A 20,977-nucleotide genomic window follows, 5' to 3' on the forward strand; every position below is an offset into this window, starting at 1 on the left:
AGGCTACCTTCGACGGACAACTAGTTCATGCAACCGTTTGTCTATGAAAGCGCTGTATTTAATCTCACCTTTCATTTTACACAACTGAAACGAGAATGCAATCGTTTGCATAAAACTTTTTCTTTCTTTTTTTCATCACATTTTACAATCAAAAAAACCGCCTCTCATCGAGACGGTTTCAATCAATCTTTCTGTCCATTTTCCGGATTATCACCAAACGCCGCATTCGCTTCGTGTCCCTCGAATACCGCACTTCGCCCATCATTGAATCCGGTATCAGGTTCGTCGATGACAAGTGCATATCCCCCTTGTTTGATTGTAGAATGCGCCTGTTCGATTTCGTCGTCCGCGATCCCTAAATCGGTGAGCGCCTGTTTCGTATCCCGATCCTCGCTTCCCCCTCCGTTGAGGTTGTCTAACCAAGATGTGTCACCTTCTTCTACGTTTAGGTTCGTCTCTCGTTTAAGAACGTGAACGGCTTCATCCCGCTCCGTTACGACAAATAGTTCCCCTTCATCGTAGCCATTTTCTTTCAGCTCATTAATTTTTGACAATAGGCTTTCTTTTGTGTCGAATGTCCCGACAAATCGTCTTTCGCTCATCTCTATCCATCCTTTCGATTTCGATTCCTTCGTGAAACTTGTTCCCTACTTCATGAAGCTTCAATCAAAAGGATATGCAAAAGACGACTCCGCTATGGCGAAATCGTCTGATCAATCAAGAATTCGATTCTAATGTTTCCGTCGCTTTACTCTTCTTCTGCCCACATGATTGGCGGACGACCAAATAATGTGGCACGATGACACGCTTCCCATAAGGTGGAGCGTTATCACTGATTTGTTCGATCAAGCAATTCGTCGCCTCGAAACCGAGACCGAAGATGTTAATTTCGACCGACGTGAGCGGCGGGTTCGAGTGCTCCGCGATATAAACGTTATTGAAACTAACGACCGCGACGTCCTCTGGGATTTTGAGCCCCATCTCGCTTAACGTACTGATGACACCGAGTGCCATCATATCATCACTGACGACGACAGCTGTCGGTGGTTCCTCGTTTTGTAACAGTTCACGGACGGCCTTCGCGCCACCCTTCGTCATGAATTCAGCCCGGGCGATGTAATCTTCGCATACCGGGATTCCTGCTTCCATGAGGGCCGTCGCGTACCCGTTCCGACGATCTTGTGTTACGGCGAGTTTATCCGATCCCCCGATGAAGGCGATACGACGATGACCTAGGTTATAAAGGTGCTTCGTCACTTCACGACCAGCCAAATAGTTATCCGTATCGACGTAAGTGATAGAAGAAGCGTCCCCGAACGGCTTCCCGACCACGACGAACGGAAACTTCGTTTGACGTAAGTATTGGACGACTTGGTCGTCTTCACGTGAATAAAGAACGATGACACCGTCGACACGGCGTCCTTGAACCATCTCGATCACACCGGACAAAACTTCTTCTTCTGTCACGCCGGTCGTCATATAAAGCGAGTATCCATTCTGGTGCGCCTTCGTGCTAATTCCTCGTAGCACTTCTGGAAAGAACGGGTTTTGAAGTGTCTTTGTTGCCGCGCTCGGCATGACGAGACCAATCGACTGCGTCGAGCGGTTAGCGAGACTTCTCGCATGAATGTTCGGATGATACCCGAGCTCTTCCATGGAACTTCTGACCCGTTCTTTTGTCTTTTGACTGATTCTTGGGCTGTTGGCGATGACGCGAGAGACTGTCGACGGCGCGACGTTCGCGTGCTTCGCCACATCTTTGATTGTGATTTGCATGGTGTTCCCCCCTGCTTCCGTGAGTTCGATTCGTGCCTTGCGGCGTTTCATGTCTTTATTTGCGGCGCTTCCACATGACCAAACCAGTCAAGAAAATCGGAATCGTTACGACGAGCAAGCCCATCATCCACGGATTGACCGAAGATTCCTCAACGATGTAAGCGTTCGCACTTTCACCAGATAGTTCAATTGTAAACGTTCCGCGCTGATCTGTGACCAGTTGTGAGAATAAAAGACCACGAAGTCTCATATCTTCCCCGATTTCACTGACATCGATCTCAATTTCTCGATTGTCACGATTCATGTTGATTGCATAGAGCGCAACGTCATCTCCGTCTTTCCGTTCGAAGACAGCCATCCCATCTTCCGAGGCGATCATGCGTTGCTCTCCTGTCGCAAAGACCGGATACTCTTCCCGCATGCGGTTCATGGTCGCAACGTATTCATGCAACTCCTCATTTCCCGGGAATTCCGTCATGACACGGTTCGCCGGGTCGGTTCCACCGGTCTGCGCATTTTCTGTCCCTTGGAAGACGATCGGCATACCAGGTGACGCATAAAGCGCGAACAAACCGAGGCGTAAGCGTCGTTCCGCCGATTCCACACCACCGAGTTCTGCCATATGCATGAAGCGTTCGACATCGTGATTATCGAGGAATGTCGCCATCTGATTCGGGTCGTTGAAGAACGTTTCGGCATAGCTTGCGGCAACGTCAATCTCGTCGACGTTCGCTTGCTGTTGCGTCATCGTTTTCGACACACGGTCATAAAATGTAAAGTTTGTGATGCTGTTGAACCCGAGATCGTCATATTGCGCGACGTATTGCGGATCTGGGTCGAACACTTCGGCGAGTAAGTAAAAGTCTGGGTCGACCGACCGCACACCTTCGACAAAGTCTTTCCAGAATGCTTTATCGACGTGACGAACCGTATCGAGGCGATAGCCGTCGATGTCCGTCTCTTCGATCCAGTACTTCGCCGCATCAATCAAATACGATTTGACTTCCGGATCCTCTGTTTTGAAGTCAGGTAAGTCGAACAACCAGTGCGTCTCGACTTGCTCCTGGTCTTTCCAAAATACAATCGGTAACTGTTCATGGAACCATTCCGGCTTTTCTTTAACCCACGGGTGGTTCGGACCGACATGGTTGACGACGAAGTCGAGAATGACTTTCATATCTCGCTTGTGCGCTTCCTGAACGAGTTCCTGTAAATCCTCTTTCGTTCCAAACTGTGGATCGATGTTATAGAAATCTTTAATCCAATACCCGTGATAGCCGTCCGGCATATTCTCAAAAACGGGCGTCAGCCAAATCGATGTGAAGCCGAGTGATTCGATATAATCGAGCTTCTCAATGATTCCACGGATATCACCACCGTGAAATGCTTTCGGATCATCTTTGTCCACCTGTTCATTGTTGTCCGGATTTCCGTCAACAAATCGGTCGACCATAATAAAATACATGCGTTCTTGTTCCCAAGTAGCGGCTTCCTTTGCTCCGACGACGGTCGGAAACAAAAGAAGCGACAGGAGCACGAGCACGACGCCTCGCCTCATATCGCTTCCTCCTTTTACGAGTATTATCCTTTCGTACCACCCGCTGTGAGGCCAGAAACGAAGTAGCGTTGGAACATGAAGAACAAGATGACGATTGGAAGGGCTGATAGAACTGCACCTGCCGCAAATAACGTGAAGTTATTATCGAACTGTTTCGAAATCATGTTGTAAAGACCAACTGCCAATGTTTGTTTCTCTGGTGAACGAAGGACGAGCGATGCCAAGATAAAGTCGTTGAATGGTCCCATGAAGTTAAAGAGAGCAATCGTTGCGACAATCGGCTTCGCGAGCGGCAAGATGATTTGCCAAAAGATTCGGAGGTGACCAGCACCATCCATGCGGGCTGCTTCGTCAAGTTCTTTCGGAATCGTGTCGAAGTACCCTTTCGCCAAGTACGTGTTCATCGGAATCGCACCACCCGCATAGAGCAAGATGAGCGCTGTATGTGTGTCAAGAAGGTTGAGCATGTTGAGCAACACATAAATCGCGATGATCGCAACGAACTGTGGCACCATTTGAAGGACGAGGAACAAGACGAGCGAGTTCTTCCGTCCGACGAAGCGGTAACGTGAGAAGACGTATCCGGTAATCGTCACCAAGACGACTGAGAGTGCCATCGTGATGAAAGCGATTTTCAACGTGTTCACATACCATAAACTATAATCCGAAATCGTTAGGTCAAACAAGTTTTTGTAGTGAATGAACGTAGGATTTGCTGGAATAATCGTTGACGTAATCGTACGCCCTGGGTTGAACGATGTGCCGACAACCCAAAGCATCGGATAGAGAATGATGATCGACGCAAGCGTCAAGATGACATACGAGATCGCCAAATTGATTCGTTTTTGTTTTTTCATATCAGATCATATCCTCGTCTTTGAAAGATTTTGTCCGACGGAACTGGATCACGGCAAGCGTCATGATGAAGAATGACAAGATGAGTGTGATCGCAGCCGCAAGTCCGTATTGCGGGTTGGCACCGAGAGACAATTTGTAAATCCAAGAAATCAAGATGTCGGTACCGCCGGCCGTTTGTCCAGGTACAGCAGGGCCACCGCCATTAAAGAGATAAATGATGTTGAAGTTGTTGAAGTTGAACGTGAACTGCGTGATCAAGATCGGTGCAGTTGCGAACAAGAGCATCGGCAATGTGATCAAGCGGAACTTATCAAAGATCGTCGCTCCGTCAATTGTCGCCGCTTCATACAAGTCACCAGGAATCGACTGAAGCACACCCGTCATGAGCGTCATGATGAACGGGAAGCCGAGCCACCATTGAATGAGAACGAGTGCCGTACGTGTCGCCGTCGGATCGGTCATCCAGTTGACTGGGTCAAGACCGAGCGCCGGTAAGATTGTCGTATTGAACACCCCGAACGACTCGTTGAACATCGAGCGGAAGATTAAGATCGTGATGAATGCTGGGACCGCCCATGAAAGAATCAAGATTGAACGGAACAAACGACGGAAGCGAAGTCCTTCTTGGTTCAAGAGCACCGCAAGGAAGATTCCGATCGCGATGACACCTGTCGTTGAAGCGACCGTCCAGACAAGCGTCCAGCCGAGTACTCCGACGAATGTGTCACGGAAGATATCAATTTCAAAGATACGCGTGAAGTTCTCGAATCCGACCCATTCGACGAGTTTCGCTGGTGGTGCGTTGTTATAGCGATAGTTCGTGAAGGCGATCAAGAACGTGAAGATCAATGGAAGAATAACTGTAAACACTAACAAAATGAGTGATGGGATTAACATTAAGTATGGGAATCCATGGTCACGCAAGTTGCGAAGTTGCATTTGGAACGATGGAAGGTTTAGATGCTGATCACGAGCGCGACCGACACGATAGGCGTCACGAATGTTCCAAACATAGAACGCGATTCCGAAGAAAAGTAAAATTAACGCGACAATCCCCTCGACCATCAAGAAGATGGAGTGGTCGTTACGAGGTCCTGGCACTTCACCAAGCGTGATCAATCCCCAAAGTCCTCCACGGTCACCTGGTCCGGCGCCCGCCCCTTTGAAAAATAGATCATAGTTTACGGCAAAATAAGATACGACGACGATAAAGAACGCTACCGCCTTCGCGTATTGTTTGTTGTATAACTGTCCGAGTCCCGGAATGATGGAAAGTAGTCCCGCGTTCCGAGCATGGTTTGTAGGCTTGTCCGGGCGTTGGTCCGGTGATTTAGGGTTCGCAATTGCAGCCATCCTCAGTTTCTCCTTTCGATTTGAGCAAATCAATCAAGCAAACGTTTGCTCAATGCTAGAAAATGATGGGGAACGCCATGTGGCGTACCCCGTCATCTCAATTCCTTATTGGTTGTTCGCTTGGATTTGTTGTTCGATGACTTTCACTGCATCATCTGCAGATTTTTGTGCATCTTGTTTACCAGTTGCTACAAGCTGAAGCGCTTGAGCCATTGGCTCCCAGACTTGTCCCATTTCAGGAATGTTCGGCATTGGGATTGCGTTTGTTGCTTGGTCGAATACCGCTTTCGCAACTTCGTTCGACGTGATTGTCTCGTTCGACTCGAGTGCTGCTACTGGTGGGATCTCGTTGTATGCTTCAAACATTGCCAATGCGTTTTCTTCATTCGTCAACTCTTGAAGGAACATTTCAGCCCACTCTTGGTTTTCTGTGTAAGCTGAAAGGGCATATGTTTTCACACCCATGAACGTCTTGATTGGCTCACCGTTCGGAAGTGTTGGCATTGGAGCCGCTCCGAGGTTCACGCCTGCATCTGTGTAACCAGCTACAGCCCATGGTCCGTTCATGACTGAGTGAGCTTTCTTCTCAGTGAAGAGTTGGTCCATCGCTTGGCCGCCAGACTCTCCGATCAACCCTTTAGGGAAGAGGCCTTCTTCGTACCATTTACCGATGTATTCGAATCCTTCAACTGCGCCTTCGTTGTTCAAACCGATATCCGCTGGGTCGAGTGCGCCACCGTCTTCTTTGAACACGTATCCGCCGAATCCAGCGACAACACCGTGTGCGAAGTAGAAGTTATCCCAAAGTGCAAGGAATCCGTACTCGCCGTCAGCTTTTACATCGTTTGACAACTTGTAAAGGTCGTCCATAGATGCTGGAGCTTCAGCCATCAAATCTTTGTTATACATGAGAACTGGTGTCTCAACTGATTTTGGATATCCGTAAGCTTGGCCATCGAACATGACAGCTGATTTCGCAGCGTCTGTGAACGCGTCAAGCGATCCTTCGTCAGCGATTGGAGCCAAGTGACCTTGGTCTGCGATTGTACCAATCTGGTCATGTGGTACGAGCACGATGTCTGGACCTTTTCCAGCTGGACCGTCAAGCGCGAGCTTGTCTTTTTGATCTGTCATCTGTACTTCGACAACTTCAACTTTTACGCCATGCTCTTCTTCGAACGCCTTCGCAACTTCTTTCGTTGTTTCAGACTTTTCGATGTCTTCCCAGATGACGATCTTTTCAGGTTTGTTCTCGCTTGAAGAACCACCTTCGTTAGAAGATCCGTTGTCCGTTCCGCCACCACATGCAGCAAGTGCACCGAATGCGAATACTGCTGTTGAAAGTCCTGCTACCATTTTTTTCATCTTCATGATGAAAAACCTCCCCAAGGAAATAGTATGGTCAGATTTGCGCAATCGCACGACCACGTCAATTTTAAAACTCCGCTACGAAATTGACACGGTAGTGAAAACGTTTGCATCCTCACCTCAATTTTTATTATACAGTTGTGAAAGCGTTTTACAAGTCTTTTTTTACACTTTTTTTACGTCTGTTGACCCATTTATGTAATTTTTAAATGTTTGTTCTCAATTCTTCACTTTTTATGCGTTTCAGCAATTGACAAAATGTAAACGCTTTATTAACCTTTGCTTGAGCAAACGTTTTCGCAACATCTGTTTTCTTTGATTCCCGATGTTGTAAAATGATGTCATCCCCTATAAAGAAAGGAATGTTTTCCTTATGATGAAAGAAGCGATTTATCATCGTGCCATGTCCCCGTTCGTCTACAAATATGATCGCGAGACAATCCACATTCGTTTCCATACGAAGCGAGGCGATATCGAATCTGTCGATTTGATTTGGAACGACCCTTATGATTGGCACGCTGAAGACCCAGCCATGTGGAACTTCGATCCGGATAAGCCGAGCTACTGGCGTACATACGAGACTCCAATGGAGAAAATCGGGTTTGACGACGCCTACGACTATTGGTTCATCTCCATCAAACCGCCGTTCCGACGTCTACGTTACGGCTTCCGTTTGAATGATGGACAAGAGACGGCCATTTATACCGAAAAAGGATGGTTCGAAGAGAAGCCGCTCGATGATACGGGTTACTACTTCTGTGTCCCATTCATCAACCCAATCGATATCTTCCATGCGCCTTCTTGGGTGAAGGATACGGTCTGGTATCAAATCTTCCCGGACCGTTTCGCAAATGGCGATGCTTCGCTCGATCCTGAAGAGACGCTCCCATGGAACTCGACAGAGCCTACGACGACAAACTTTTTCGGTGGCGACTTCCAAGGAGTAATCGACCATATCGATCATTTAGTCGAACTCGGGATCACCGGCATCTACTTCTGCCCGATCTTTAAAGCGACGACAAACCATAAGTACGATACGCTCGACTACATGGAAATCGATCCACAGTTTGGGACGAAAGAGAAATTTAAAGAGATGGTCGACCTCTTGCACGAGAACGGCATCAAAGTCATGCTCGACGCGGTCTTCAACCATGTCGGATATCATCACCCATGGTTCCAAGACGTCGTCGAAAACGGTCCGTCCTCTGAGTACCGTGATTGGTTCTACCTTCGCGATTTCCCGGTTGTCACAGAACCGAAGCCGAACTATGATACGTTCGCATTTGAAAAGAACATGCCGAAAATCAATACAGAACATCCCGAATTAAAAGCTTACTTATTAGATGTCGCCCGTTACTGGGTCGAAGAATTCGGCATCGACGGATGGCGTCTTGACGTTGCCAACGAAGTCGACCATGCATTCTGGCGTGACTTCCGTAAGGCCGTCAAAAATGCGAACCCGGAAGCTTATATTCTCGGAGAGATTTGGCACGATTCACAACCTTGGCTACAAGGTGACCAGTTCGATGCCGTCATGAACTATCCGTTCACGAACGCGAGCTTGAACTACTTCGCCCTCGACCGGACGACCGCTTCGGAGTTCCGTAACGAACTGACACGTGTCGAGATGATGAACACGATGAACGTCAACGAAGTCACGTTCAACTTGATCGATTCGCATGACACCCCCCGCGCGTTGACACGAGCGAAAGGACATAAAGGCAAGTTCAAACTCTTGATGACTTCAATGCTGACTTATACGGGTAGCCCATGTATCTACTACGGGGACGAAATCGGACTCGAAGGCGAACAAGATCCAGGTTGCCGTCGCTGTATGCCGTGGGATGAAGCCGAAGAAGACCGTAATCTCTTCCGCTACATCCAAAAGCTCATCCAGCTTCGTAAGGAACACCCTGCGCTCGCCAATGCCGGCTCATATCGCTTCAACCTGGTCGACGATGCGAACAATGCAGTCATCATCGAGCGGTGTACGAAAGATGAGACTTACTTGGTGTACTTCAATAACTCGGACTCTGCCTCGAAACTGAATCCGCTCGGTTATACAGGAGCCGCCACGGACCTCTTGCATGACCGTGACCTCGACTCACTCGAAATCGAACTCGCTCCATTCAGTGCTGCTATTCTGAAATTGAAATAAATTCGAAAATCACCTGATTCCTTCGGGTGATTTTTTTGTTGAAAATAATTTAGCAAACCCCTTTCTTTTTCATTTCATAAGGAGTAAGATGACCTTTGACATTTTTATAAAACAAATAGTTAATAGAAAGAATTATAGAGAAAAGGGAGAATACACTACATGCAGACGAAACAAACGGAACAGCTGACCCTGTTCAAACTGTCGTGGCCGATTTTCATCGAACTTGCCCTCCACATGGGAACCGGGATCATCGCCACATTGATGCTCGCTCACTACTCAGACGCCGCTGCTTCGGCCGTCGGGGTTGCCAACCAAATCTTAAACGTGTTCTTAATTGTCTTTAGTGTGACGTCTGTCGGGGCGACCATTTTAATCGGTCAGGCCATCGGGGCACAGCGCATGAAGAAGAGTCGCGACTTCGCACGCTCCGCCGTCAGTTTGAACATGTGGCTCGGTGCAATCATGGTCGTCGTCATCTTCTTGTTCGGTGAAACGTTCTTACGCCTGTTCGGTCTATCAGACGAACTGTTTGCGCACGGGCTGTTGTTCCTGCAAATCGTCGGCTTGTCGTTATTCACCGAAGCACTGATCATGGCGCTCAGTTCGATCCTCCGGAGTCACGGTATGACGAAGCACGCTATGCTCGCGACGCTTTTGATTGATATCATCACCGCTGTCGGTGCCATTTTTGCGGTTACCGGCTGGTTGGGACTTCCGGTCACAGGTGTTGCCGGTGTCGCTTGGGCCATCGTGATTGCACGATTCGCCGCTATGGTTCTCTTGTTCTGGCTCGTCAAGCGGAAGCTCATGATCCGCTTCCCGTTAAAAGAAGTGATTCGTCCGAAGAAAGACGACATCCAGTCACTCCTTCAGATTGGAGTCCCTTCTGCCGGAGAGAATTTATCGTATCAGGCATCCCAAATTATCATCACTGGATTTATCGCGACGATGGGCGAGGCTTCTCTCGCTGCTCGCGTGTACGTGATGAACTTGTCAATGCTTGCCTTCTTGTTCACCGTCGCCGTCGCGCAAGGAACCCAGCTTTTGATTGCACGGGATATTGGGGGGAAACGGTTTAAAGAAGCCTATCATCGTGCCGTCAAGACATTGAAGATTGCCATGTTCGCCTCGTTCGTCGCCTCTCTCGGTTTAGCGGTGTTCAGCGAATCGCTACTCGGTCTCTTCACATCAAACCCTGACATCATCGCGGTCGGTGTGCCAATCTTATGGGCGACGCTCATTTTAGAGCCGGGTCGCGCCATGAACATCGTCTTGATGGGGTCATTGAAGTCTGTCGGGGACGTCCGCTTCCCGGTCATGATCGGGATCGCCTCGATGTGGGGCGTCGCCGTGGCGTTCAGCTACTTGTTCGGTCTTCAAATGGGACTCGGCATCCTTGGGATTTGGCTCGCCTTCTCCCTCGATGAGTGGTTCCGCGGATTCTTCGCGTTCCGTCGTTGGAAATACGGGACGTGGCAACAAAAGGGCTTCCAGTTCGAAGCAAAATCAACCACGTAAAAAAGCGGCCGCAGCCGCTTTTTTCATTTCATCAAGAATGCCTGCATCGCTTGGCGGTGCACGTCCGTGTCCCCACACTTCCGTTGCCATTTGATTTCTTCATTCAATCCGTCCTCAAATGAAGCGGCTCGAATGAGCGCCTTCATCCCTTGAACAGCGACCGGTGACTTCCTAGCGAGTGTCTCCGCATATGAAGTCAATCGCTCCGTATACATCGCATCTTCCACGAGCTCAGTGACGAGCCCGAATGTACGCGCGGCATCCGAGTCAATCGTACTGCCACTCCAGAGCCAATCTAATGCGAGGTCGTCGCGCATGAGTCGACGTAAGTGATATGGGCCGCCCGCATCCGCGACCAACCCGATTTTAATGAACGCCGAGCTGAACTTCGTCGACTTGGCGACGATTCGAACGTCTGCCGCGAGTGCCAAACTGAGTCCTGCTCCAGCCACGACACCGTGAATCCCTGCGATGAGTGGTTTCTGACATGAGAAAAGCGTACGTACGAGTGGATGATACACGTCTTCTAAATATTCCCCATAGTCCGCATCGCTCTCGATCGTTAAATCTTGTCCGGATGAGAACGCTCGTCCCTCTCCGACAAGAACGATGACACGAACCGCGTCGTCCTGTTCAAATGTGTCGATTGCCGTTTTCATTTCACGAAGCAACGTCTCGTTCAAGGCGTTTAGCTTTTCAGGTCGGTTCAGTTTCAACCATCCTACTCCATTGTGTGTCGTCAATTGAATCGTCTCCATTTTCATTCCCCTTTCAAAATGAATCACTGTTCATTTCTTCGTCATTCCTTCAAACTCCTTCCTTTACTGAAAAGTTTTTTGAAGTTCAATTGCCGGGAAGTTGGTTGATTTGCTATTCTAAAAGGAGTCGGTCACGAAAGGATGAGTCAGATGCAACTGACAAACGCCGCTCGGCAACTGAAACAGAAGAAGATTCCGTTCACCTATCATACGTATGAAGTTGATGACACCGATGTCTCAGCTAAACATGTGGCGATGACATTGAATAAACCGCTCGACGAACTGTATAAAACGATTTGTCTCATGAACGAGAAAAAGCAATATGCCTTCTTTCTCATCTCTGGAGAGCGTGACATCGATTTAAAAGCAGCCGCAAAAGCTTGGGGGGCGAAGAAAGCATCGACCGTCCCGATGAAAGAGCTCGAGACATTGACCGGTTATATTCGAGGAGGAGTCTCTCCGATTGGGGCGAAGAAGCCGTTCCCTGTCTATCTGCACGAAGCAGCTCAAGACAGAGAGACGATCACCATTTCTGCCGGAAAACGCGGCTATCAAATCGAATTAACACCTGAAGATTTACTGCAATTTACAAACGGGCACTGGTTCAGCCAATGACCTTACTGGGGGCAAAATTATGTGGAAAGAACGTATCCGTTCGTGGGTCCCAAACTCCTTTACGTTCGGAAATTTATTTTGTGGTGTCGTCGCCATCGTCTACGCCGCACGTGGTGACTTCTCAAACGCCACACTGTTAATCATCATCGCGATGATGCTCGACAGTTTAGACGGGCGCCTCGCCCGTATGCTCGGGGTCGCTGGCGATTTTGGGAAAGAATTGGACTCACTCGCTGACATCGTAACGTTCGGGGTCGCACCGGCGATGCTCGCTTATTACACCTTCTTTATTGATTACGGCAATTATGGATTGTTTTTTGCGGCACTTTTCCCGCTATTCGGCGCCTATCGTCTGGCTCGCTTCAATTTATCTGCGACAAACGTTGCAGCGAGTTACTTCTCTGGTGTCCCCATCACGGCCGCCGGGGGACTTCTCGCTGTCATCACAACGTTCGGTGACCGCGTCAGTGAACTGTTGACACCGATTTTCTTCACAGGGCTCGCCTTGTTGATGGTCAGCCGTGTTCGTATCCCGAGTTTTAAAGATGTACCATTGCCACGTCACTCGTTCATCATTACCATCAGTCTCGTCTATGTGACGTATATGATGTTCGCACGTTGGAAAGAATGGCCGACATTTTGGTTCATCGCCATCCCGTTCTATGTCTTATTCATCGCCTTCTCGTTCGTGAAAAGACGAAAACGGATGGCCAATTGAGAGTCTCGTTCAGCGAGGCTCTTTTTTGTACATGCATTTGTTAGACGAAGACTTCAATGAGCTTTAGAATAAAAAGTAGAGGTGATGGAATGAAAGTGTATCCGTTTATTTGGAAATGGTTTATTGTTTGGTATTTCATTGGGTTGATTTTAGTTGGATTCGACCTGCTTCCACCTTGGCTCGAGTGGGCAAACCCCGTCTTTTTATGGCTAGCCGGGGCGATAGGTGGAACAATTCTTTATCAAGGAATTCGACAAGGAGCTTGGATTGTTCCGTTTATTTTCTTCGGTTCAATCGCTGTGGAGACACTCGGCGTAAAGACGGGATTCCCGTTCAGTGAATACGTTTATGCTGAAGCGTTCGGTCCGACAGTTTTTGGAGTTCCTGTCACAATCGGTGCGGCATGGCTTGCCGTGATTGGCTCTAGTTTTGCCGTTGCCCGTCTCTTCACATTCCGCCACAATATTTTATGGCTCGTTCCGATTCTCGCCGTATGGCTCGATATGGCAATCGATCCCGTAGCGGCAAACGTGAAAGGCTACTGGGAATGGGCGAATGACGGCTTATACTATGATATCCCGACACAAAACTTTATCGGTTGGTTCGGGTTATCCCTTATTTTCTCATGGTTGTTACAGCGTCACGAACGCGCTGTTGATTCCTTGTTCATCCGGCACGGCGTCTATTTGTTCGTCATGCTTCACGCACTCTTCGGTGTCACGGCTGTCAATGCAGGTCTCTACGGTATCGGGCTCCTCAGCATCCTCACATCCGGAGTGATTCTACTTGAAAGGAGGGGTCGCGATGATCGAGTCACACAAAAAGAAATGGTTCAATAACCTGTTCTCGACGTTCGTGCGGGAACGTCAAATACGTCCCACCTTCCATAACATTTATATCCGAACGGACGACGTTCCGACCCCCGGATTATTTTTAAGTACACATAGCGCGTGGTGGGACGGTCTCATCATGTATATGATCAATGAACATTTTTTACGACACGATATTCATGTGTTGATGGATGAGGATGGACTACGTCGCTTCCCGTTCTTTCGACACCTCGGTGCCTTCTCGGTGAAAAAAGGAAGTCTCTCCGATGTACGGGCCTCACTGGCTTATGCGAATGAATTGCTCGCGTCCGGGAAATCCGTCTGGATGTTCCCTCAAGGACAAGAGATGCCACAGGAACTTCGACCTGTCGAAATCGAGTCTGGCGCAACGTTGTTACTGAACGACCGCCCCGTCCAATTATGCGCCATGTACTATTCGTTTGAGAACCATGCGGAACCCCTTGTATATGTCCGCTTTCGAACAGTAGTCGTGACGTCGATGACACGACGAGCTCAGAAGCAGGAAATCGCGCAAGCACTCGAGGCGCTCTATGACGACGTGCGACAAGACGCCATCATTCGGTCTGATGCCTATGTGCCGCTCTTTCGACCACGTCGTAATCTTGCTGAATGGACAGAAACGATGTTCCGACTTGGGAGGGGACGTTCATGATCTTATGGCTGCTCACCCTCTCGATGTTTATCTTTACCCTAATCAATCTTTCGTTCTTGAGACCGCTCGCCGACCCAGGACGCACACCGGCGACAGCCGTCTGCATCCCGATGCGCAATGAGTCGCGTCACGTCGATCGACTGATTTCGAACTTAAAGCAGGCGATACCGGAAGGGACTCACGTCTATATCTACGAGGACCGCTCTGAAGATGATACATATGAAAAATTGAATCATGCAATTGGGAGCGATACCCGTTTTACCGTCATCCAAGGTGTTCCTTTGCCCCATGACTGGGCCGGAAAAGTTCATGCTTGTCATCAACTAGCATCACGCACGACTGAACCGTATCTTCTCTTTTTAGATGCGGACGTCACGATCGATTCGAGTTTTATCGCCCGCATGCATGCCACGCTCGCTCGAGAGCAGGCCGTCTTTTTATCAGGTTTCCCTCAATTTCCGACGTCAACATTTCTCGGGAAATTGTTGATTCCGATGCAACACGTGCTCATCGCCCAACATCTGCCTTTGTTTTGGCGTAAAGTGAAACACCCCGCATTTGCCGCGGCGAATGGCATGAACGTACTCGTCGAGCGGAACAGCTACGAGGAAGTTGGCGGACATGCTGCTATTCGAACGTCGTTGATTGATGATATCGATTTATGTCGAACGTTCAAACGTCATCAAAAAGTCACGTCACTCGTTCAAGTCTCCCCGTTCATCTCCTGCGACATGTATGAAACGAATGAAGAAGTGTGGACCGGGTTTTCAAAGAACGTATTCAAGGGAATGAATGAATCAGTAGGACTCGCCTTGTACTTCATGACATATTACGGCATCCAGTTGACGGCTATGCTCGCTTGGATCTTTTCACCGAGTTGGCAGACGATTAGCGCAGCGATTTTCGTGCTCCTCGCGCGTCTCGCTGTCGATCTGAAATCAAATGGGTCCGGTACATGGTACCATCCACTTAGTTTAATCGCTTACTTGACCTTACTCGGGAACGCCGTCATTCGTAAATGGAGACGGTTGCCCATCACGTGGAAAGGTCGTCACTATTCCTAAGCAGACGTCTAAAGGGGGACAATTGTATGAAACAAATCGTAGTGATTGGGGCTGGTCTCGGTGGACTAAGCGCCGCCGTCACGCTCGCAGCACGAGGTTATGACGTCACGGTCATTGAAAAGAATCAACATGTCGGTGGCAAACTCATGCCCATTATAACCGACGGTCACCGGTTCGACTTTGGTCCAAATACGATCACGATGCCGGATGTATTTCGTTCAGTCATTCGAAATAGCGGGGCCAATCCGGATGACTATTTTGAGTTAATCAAGCTCGATCAACATACCGTCAACCACTACACAGACGGGTCATCCTTCACGTTCAGTGCCGATCGGGCAAAACTTGAGGTCGAAGTACGGCGTTTGACCGGTGACCAGTTGAAACACAATCAGATGCGTGCCTATCTAGATGAAGCGGAAAAGCTGTTCGACATTGCGAATAAGCGCTTCTTCACACAAATGGACACAAAGTTGGATCCCGGTCTTTGGGCGGACATGGTCAAAGTGCATCCACTTCAAAGTTTGCACGCCCTTCACAAGAAGTATTTCAAGGACCCACGCATTATTCAGGCGCTCGACCGCTATGCGACGTACATTGGTAGCAGCCCATACGTGACGCCAGGTACGTTCGCCCTTATCGCACATTTGGAATTGAATGAAGGTGTCTATTTTGCGAAAGGTGGAAACTGGAATATCGCAAAAGGGTTCGCCAAACGGGCGAGCGAACTCGGAGTGACGTTCCGACTCGGTCATGAAGTGACGAAAATTGATGTGTTGAACGGAAAAGCACATGAGGTCGTCGTCGATGACCAAGAAGTCATCTCGTGTGATGCCGTTCTTCTCAACGGTGAACTCTTGACGCAATACCCGCGACTCGTTGACGCGAAAGACCGCCCATCTTTCCCAGTCCCGACACGCGATACCGTCGAACCTTCGATTTCCGCATTCGTCATGATGGTCGGATTGTCCAAACGATTGAATTTGGCACACCATAACGTCTATTTCTCAGACGACTATGAAAGGGAATTTAAAGCACTTTTCCAAGAAGAACGTTATGCAGACGAACCGACAATCTATATTTCGAATTCATCCGCAACCGATCCGTCGATGGGCGAGGCAGGAGACAACCTGTTCATCCTCGTCAATGCGCCGGCACATCTGACCGAAATTGATGCAGATACGTATGAGCATTTGATTCGCAGACGATTACGTATGTTCGGTGTGGATTGGGAAGAAGAAGAGGTGCTCTACCATAAGCGGGTGACCCCACAAGATTTGACTCGCGATTTTTATGCGTATTATGGCGCACTTTATGGCACGTCGGCCAACTCGAAAAAAGGGGCATTTTTTAGACCTGCACCGCGATCGACAGATGTATCGAACATCTGGTTCGCTGGCGGTTCGACTCATCCTGGCGGTGGCAGTCCGATGGTGACGCTTTCAGGACAATTCGCTGCACGATCGATGTTAGAGGACATACCTCTGACAATATGAACATTTTGTGAACGCGAGTTTCGACACTTGTCGACAATTGAAAGACGTGATAATATCATATTCGAGTTCAAGCAGTTCTGTAACGTTTGTTACACCTGTAGCGATCGAATGGCTTCCCCGAGCCTCATCGCGTTTTGAACTTGTCACACCCGAGAAAAAGTGATGAGCGAGTTTCCCCACTCGTATCCCGTAGTTGAGACAGCTTGCGTATGATGTTCCCCCTTAGTCCATCAAGCATCCTGTTTCGACGAAGATGTCCCAACTGATTCATTCCCCATGAATCCCGGCACATCTTTAGGGCTTCATCACAAACCGATTCATTCGTTTCCCCGATGAATGAATCACATAACGCTTACGCCACTTTTGGTCCCCCGCCAAAAGTGGTTTTTTTTGCGTACAAAAAACTGTAGACGCCATCGAGCGTCTACAGGGAATCGAATCGCTTATAGTTTTGCCAACAACTTTCCTTTTTGTAAGGTCGATACGTATGCCCGCTTTGTGAAGACGTCATGTCGATTCGCACGTGCCGCATCAAGAATCCCTTCATAGAGAAGAGCCGCTGCTTGTACCGGCTTTCGACTCGCGAGTGGATACAGATGATGGGTTTCGCGTGCCCGTTCATACAAGAACTCTGCACGATTCGCCAACGCCTCCCATAGATCGATAAAGACAGGGGTCACTTCTCGTTGGTGTAACATCGCTTCACTCACACCGTACTGACGCATCATCGTACGGGGTAAATAGATGCGGTCTCGATTCAAATCTTCACCGACATCACGTAAAATATTGGTCAGTTGCATCGCAATGCCAAGGTCGATGGCGCCTTGCCTTAGCTGACGTGTCGTCGCAGCGTCCTGATTTGGGACAAGGATCGGGAGCAGCATCAGACCGACCGTGCTCGCTGCATAATAGCTATACTGCTCGGTCTCTTCGAGCGTTTCATACCGCGACTTATGTAAGTCCCATTTCATCCCTTCCGCCAATTCAAAAAATGGTTCGACGTCCATGTCATAACGTTTCCACACATCACGAAGGGCAACCCATAGTGCTTCATCTTGGTCGTAACCAGCTAAAAAGCGGTCGAAGTCATGCAAAAATGCTGTCAAACTCTCTTCTGGACGGTCTGATTCATCGACCGCATCATCGAGGGTGCGACAGAAAGTATATACTGCCATGACCGCTTGACGGTCTGGTTTTGAGAGCAAAGAGAAGGCCCGGTAAAAGGTTAACGAGCCCTTCTTCATGATTTCCTCACATTGACGATACGCTTCTTGTGTCGTCACGATGCATTGCCCCCATTTCTTCTTCCATTTTTTTCACAAGTAATTGCGACCCAATCATAACGATAGGGACGCCACCGCATGGATGGACGGATGCGCCCACCGCATAGAGACGTTCGATTTTCGGGAATGGTCTCGCTTGCGGTTTGAAGGCGGCTGACTGAGATAACTTTGGTGCAATCCCAAAACTTCCTCCTTCGAACAATCCGAATCGCTCAGCATCCATCGGTGTCCGGACTTTCATCTCGATGACGCGTTCACGGAAATCAGGCATGAATGCCTCGATTCTTCCTAATAGGTGTTCGATTGTCCCTTGTGCCTCAAAGTCTTCTCGTTCCAATTTTCGAGGAACCGGGACAAGAACATATAATACACTCGTTCCTTCTGGCGCGAGGGTTGCATCCATTCGCGATGGATTAAAGGTGTACATCGCTGGATACTCACTTAGTTTACCATCCTCAAAGATCGTACGCATCGATCCTTCAAAATCATTCGGTAAATCGAATTGGTGAACCGGTAAGTCGAGTTCGCCGTTGACGGCGAAATAAAGAAGTAACGTACCGCTTGACGGTTCATACGTCTTTGGCGTCACACCATCAATCAGGCGCTCCATGAGTGGAAAATCACCGTTCACGACGACTGCATCATACGGTACATATTCGTCATTTACCGTGACTCCATTGGCCACCCCGTCCGTGACATGGACACGATTGACGGTAGCATTCATCTCGAAACGAACACCTCGACGCTTCAACTCTTGTTCCATTTTCGTCGCTAGCGAAAAATATCCTCCTTTTACATACCAGACTCCTTCTTCTTGTTCACGATAAGGAATGAGTCCATATAACGAAGGAGTGGCATAAGGATTTCCGCCGATATAGAGCGTTTGTAAACTATAGGCGACACGTAAACGTTCGTCTTCAAAGAAGCGTTTCATATTCGCATGAGCCGTCTCATATGCTTTTAACCGCATGAGAAGGAGAAGTAGTTTAGGCTCGAACAACTCCGCTTTTGAGGCATAACTACGATCTAAAAACGTATCGAAGCCAATCCGATACTCTTCTTTCTTTTGGGACATGTACTGACGGAAGGCATCTCCTTCGCCGAAAGTTCGTTCGATTTCTTCCGCCTGTCTCTCGATTTCCCGATATTTATAGAATGATGTCCCGTCTTGATAACGTAAGCGGTAAAGTGGATCGACTTCAATCAACTCCACTTCATGTTCAGGAAGACCCGCCTCAATCAGTTGTTGTTTCAATTTACTCGGCAATAAGACGATGGTTGGACCTTCATCGACTTTCGCCCCATTATCGAATTCAACGTAGTTCAAGCGTCCACCGACCCGGTCCTCTTTCTCATAAATCGTGATTTGAAGTGACGGATTGCGTTTTGTCAATAAGAGGGCGGCATATAGTGTACCGACCCCTGCTCCGACAAAGCTAATATTCATCGGCCGACACCTGCCCGGTCACGCAAAAGGTTCGTCGTGATCCGCGCTGATTCAAAGATGGTCGGCAGCCCACTTCCTGGGTGGGTCCCACCCCCGACGAGCCAGACGTTGTCGAGCTCTTCGAATTGGTTATGCGGGCGGAAATACATCATCTGCGATAAGTTGTGCCCTAGATTGAACGTTGCACCTTCATATACACCAAACGCTTCCCAGTCCTCAGGCGTCAACGCCTCCATCACCTCGATGTGTTGACGGATGTTTCGGTAAGGGGAACGTGTCTCAAGCGCATCGAGAACGCGCTCTGTCATGGTCGCTTGTAACGTCTCCCACGGGAGGCCAGATAAATTGTTCGGCACCGGTACGAGAACGTAAAGCGATGACTTGCCAGGAGGCGCAAGTGTCGGGTCGATACGTGAGGCATTCTGTACATAAAACGAGAAGTCCTCGCTCAATTTCAATTCTTGTGTCATCTCTTTGACATTCAATTCATAATCGTCCGCGAAGTGAATCGAGTGATGCGCCACATCTTCGTAGACATGGTCGAGCCCGAGATAAAGCATGAATGTCGAGCACGAGTAACGCTTCTTCTTGAGTTGAGTCGGACTCCACTTCGTTAGTTTACCGTCTGGAACGAGCGACGTCATCGCATGTGCGAAGTCAGCACCAATCACGACTTCATCAAACGCATAATGGACACTCCCAGACACGAGACCGGTCACGTTTTGATCATCCATGAGAAGACGCTCTACCGGTTCGCCTAAACGAATGACGCCTCCCTCTTCTTCAATCACTTTCGCCATCGCATGACACAGCTGGTTCACTCCGCCAATCGGGTGATGCACTCCGTAGGCGTGTTCCATGTAAGACAAGATGGAGAATCCACCCGGACATTCCCAAGCGGACATCCCCAAATATTTAGCCTGAAACGTGAACGCATACTTCAGCTCTTCGCTCGTGAAGTACTCGGACAAGACGTCATAAAGCGATTTACCGATCGAGAGGAACGGTAGCGCCTTGAGCACGCGTAACGAGACATAGTCGGTAAGCTTGTCATGTGCGGTCTGAAGCACAGGCATCAATTTAGACAGTTTGATCGCCTGTTCACTCATGAACCGTTCGTAACCTTCGCCATTCCCTGGAAATTGTTCTTCGATGGCGCGATACATCTGATCACGATCTGTTGTCATCGAGAGTTGACGCGTCCCACGGTCGAAGTACAAATCATACATCGGCTCCAACTGCTTCATCTCGACATAATCATGCAGATTACGCCCTGTCTCTTCAAAAATTTCTTCTAAAATATAAGGCATATTCAAAAACGTAGGTCCTCGGTCGAACGCAAATTCACCTACTTCTAAGCGCGACGTTCTTCCGCCTACAAACGGTTGTTTCTCAAATACGGTGACGTCTACACCGCGATGCGCCAGTAGCATCGCTGCAGCCAATCCACCTGGTCCTGCCCCAATAACGGCAACTCTTTGTTTCGACACACTCAACAACTCCCTAT

The 20,977-nt window shown here is 48.8% G+C and carries 18 protein-coding genes; 8 read left to right on the top strand and 10 right to left on the bottom strand.

All coding sequences use genetic code 11. The annotated features are described in order from the left end of the window. Positions 1-182: 182 nt before the first annotated feature. From KNO79_RS10155 to KNO79_RS10180, 6 genes are all read right to left on the bottom strand, one after another. Positions 183-602, bottom strand: coding sequence for a YflT domain-containing protein (locus KNO79_RS10155; protein WP_074037637.1), 420 nt, complete (start codon positions 600-602; stop codon positions 183-185). A 115-nt stretch (positions 603-717) separates the two neighbouring features. Beyond that, complete coding sequence (locus KNO79_RS10160; protein ID WP_015880986.1) at positions 718-1,776, bottom strand: LacI family DNA-binding transcriptional regulator; 1,059 nt, start codon at positions 1,774-1,776, stop codon at positions 718-720. Positions 1,777-1,831: 55 nt separating this feature from the next. Beyond that, a complete protein-coding gene (locus KNO79_RS10165) occupies positions 1,832-3,334 on the bottom strand; it encodes an alpha-amylase family glycosyl hydrolase (RefSeq protein ID WP_214691217.1) in 1,503 nt (500 codons plus the stop codon). A gap of 23 nt (positions 3,335-3,357) precedes the next feature. Then, positions 3,358-4,191, bottom strand: coding sequence for a sugar ABC transporter permease (locus tag KNO79_RS10170; protein ID WP_074037639.1), 834 nt, complete (start codon positions 4,189-4,191; stop codon positions 3,358-3,360). Position 4,192: 1 nt separating this feature from the next. After that, on the bottom strand, positions 4,193-5,545 hold the full coding sequence (locus KNO79_RS10175; RefSeq protein ID WP_015880983.1) for a sugar ABC transporter permease: 1,353 nt from the start codon (positions 5,543-5,545) through the stop codon (positions 4,193-4,195). 105 nt (positions 5,546-5,650) lie between these two features. Then, positions 5,651-6,916, bottom strand: coding sequence for an extracellular solute-binding protein (locus tag KNO79_RS10180; RefSeq protein WP_074037640.1), 1,266 nt, complete (start codon positions 6,914-6,916; stop codon positions 5,651-5,653). A gap of 370 nt (positions 6,917-7,286) precedes the next feature. Between KNO79_RS10180 and KNO79_RS10185 the strand changes: the two genes are divergently transcribed. Beyond that, a complete protein-coding gene (locus tag KNO79_RS10185; RefSeq protein ID WP_214691218.1) occupies positions 7,287-9,071 on the top strand; it encodes a glycoside hydrolase family 13 protein in 1,785 nt (594 codons plus the stop codon). 159 nt (positions 9,072-9,230) lie between these two features. Next, positions 9,231-10,589 carry an MATE family efflux transporter gene (locus tag KNO79_RS10190; protein ID WP_214691219.1) on the top strand — a complete coding sequence of 453 codons (1,359 nt, stop codon included), beginning with the start codon at positions 9,231-9,233 and terminating at the stop codon, positions 10,587-10,589. A gap of 23 nt (positions 10,590-10,612) precedes the next feature. On the opposite strand, the gene KNO79_RS10195 is transcribed toward KNO79_RS10190, so the two are convergent. After that, a complete protein-coding gene (locus KNO79_RS10195; protein ID WP_214691220.1) occupies positions 10,613-11,347 on the bottom strand; it encodes an enoyl-CoA hydratase/isomerase family protein in 735 nt (244 codons plus the stop codon). 150 nt (positions 11,348-11,497) lie between these two features. Here KNO79_RS10195 and ybaK point away from each other — a divergent pair, with 150 nt between their 5' ends. The 6 genes from ybaK (at position 11,498) to KNO79_RS10225 (ending at position 16,740) form a co-directional block, all read left to right on the top strand. After that, the gene (ybaK, locus tag KNO79_RS10200; RefSeq protein ID WP_159561895.1) at positions 11,498-11,962 is read left to right on the top strand and encodes a Cys-tRNA(Pro) deacylase; all 465 of its coding nucleotides are present in this window, start codon (positions 11,498-11,500) and stop codon (positions 11,960-11,962) included. Between the two features lie 19 nt (positions 11,963-11,981). Beyond that, positions 11,982-12,680 carry a CDP-diacylglycerol--serine O-phosphatidyltransferase gene (gene pssA / locus KNO79_RS10205; RefSeq protein WP_074037646.1) on the top strand — a complete coding sequence of 233 codons (699 nt, stop codon included), beginning with the start codon at positions 11,982-11,984 and terminating at the stop codon, positions 12,678-12,680. Between the two features lie 89 nt (positions 12,681-12,769). Continuing rightward, entirely contained in the window at positions 12,770-13,519 is a 750-nt protein-coding gene (locus tag KNO79_RS10210) for a carotenoid biosynthesis protein (RefSeq protein WP_074037647.1), read from the top strand. Then, complete coding sequence (locus KNO79_RS10215) at positions 13,485-14,183, top strand: lysophospholipid acyltransferase family protein (protein WP_074037648.1); 699 nt, start codon at positions 13,485-13,487, stop codon at positions 14,181-14,183. Before KNO79_RS10210 ends, KNO79_RS10215 begins: the two co-directional genes overlap by 35 nt. After that, positions 14,180-15,247, top strand: a complete 1,068-nt coding sequence (locus tag KNO79_RS10220; protein WP_214691221.1) for a glycosyltransferase family 2 protein — start codon at positions 14,180-14,182, stop codon at positions 15,245-15,247. The genes KNO79_RS10215 and KNO79_RS10220 overlap by 4 nt, the downstream gene beginning before the upstream one ends. Positions 15,248-15,273: 26 nt before the next feature. Continuing rightward, complete coding sequence (locus KNO79_RS10225; RefSeq protein WP_214691222.1) at positions 15,274-16,740, top strand: phytoene desaturase family protein; 1,467 nt, start codon at positions 15,274-15,276, stop codon at positions 16,738-16,740. Positions 16,741-17,183: 443 nt separating this feature from the next. On the opposite strand, the gene KNO79_RS10230 is transcribed toward KNO79_RS10225, so the two are convergent. The 3 genes from KNO79_RS10230 to KNO79_RS10240 are packed head-to-tail and all read right to left on the bottom strand — an operon-like array spanning position 17,184 to position 20,960. Continuing rightward, positions 17,184-18,023, bottom strand: coding sequence for a phytoene/squalene synthase family protein (locus KNO79_RS10230; RefSeq protein WP_084543106.1), 840 nt, complete (start codon positions 18,021-18,023; stop codon positions 17,184-17,186). Continuing rightward, complete coding sequence (locus KNO79_RS10235; RefSeq protein ID WP_214691223.1) at positions 17,992-19,470, bottom strand: phytoene desaturase family protein; 1,479 nt, start codon at positions 19,468-19,470, stop codon at positions 17,992-17,994. Before KNO79_RS10235 ends, KNO79_RS10230 begins: the two co-directional genes overlap by 32 nt. Next, a complete protein-coding gene (locus KNO79_RS10240) occupies positions 19,467-20,960 on the bottom strand; it encodes a phytoene desaturase family protein (protein ID WP_214691224.1) in 1,494 nt (497 codons plus the stop codon). Before KNO79_RS10240 ends, KNO79_RS10235 begins: the two co-directional genes overlap by 4 nt. Positions 20,961-20,977 lie beyond the last annotated feature (17 nt).

Origin of the sequence: Exiguobacterium sp. s43, from assembly GCF_018617255.1 — a bacterium.
Taxonomy (GTDB): domain Bacteria; phylum Bacillota; class Bacilli; order Exiguobacteriales; family Exiguobacteriaceae; genus Exiguobacterium; species Exiguobacterium profundum.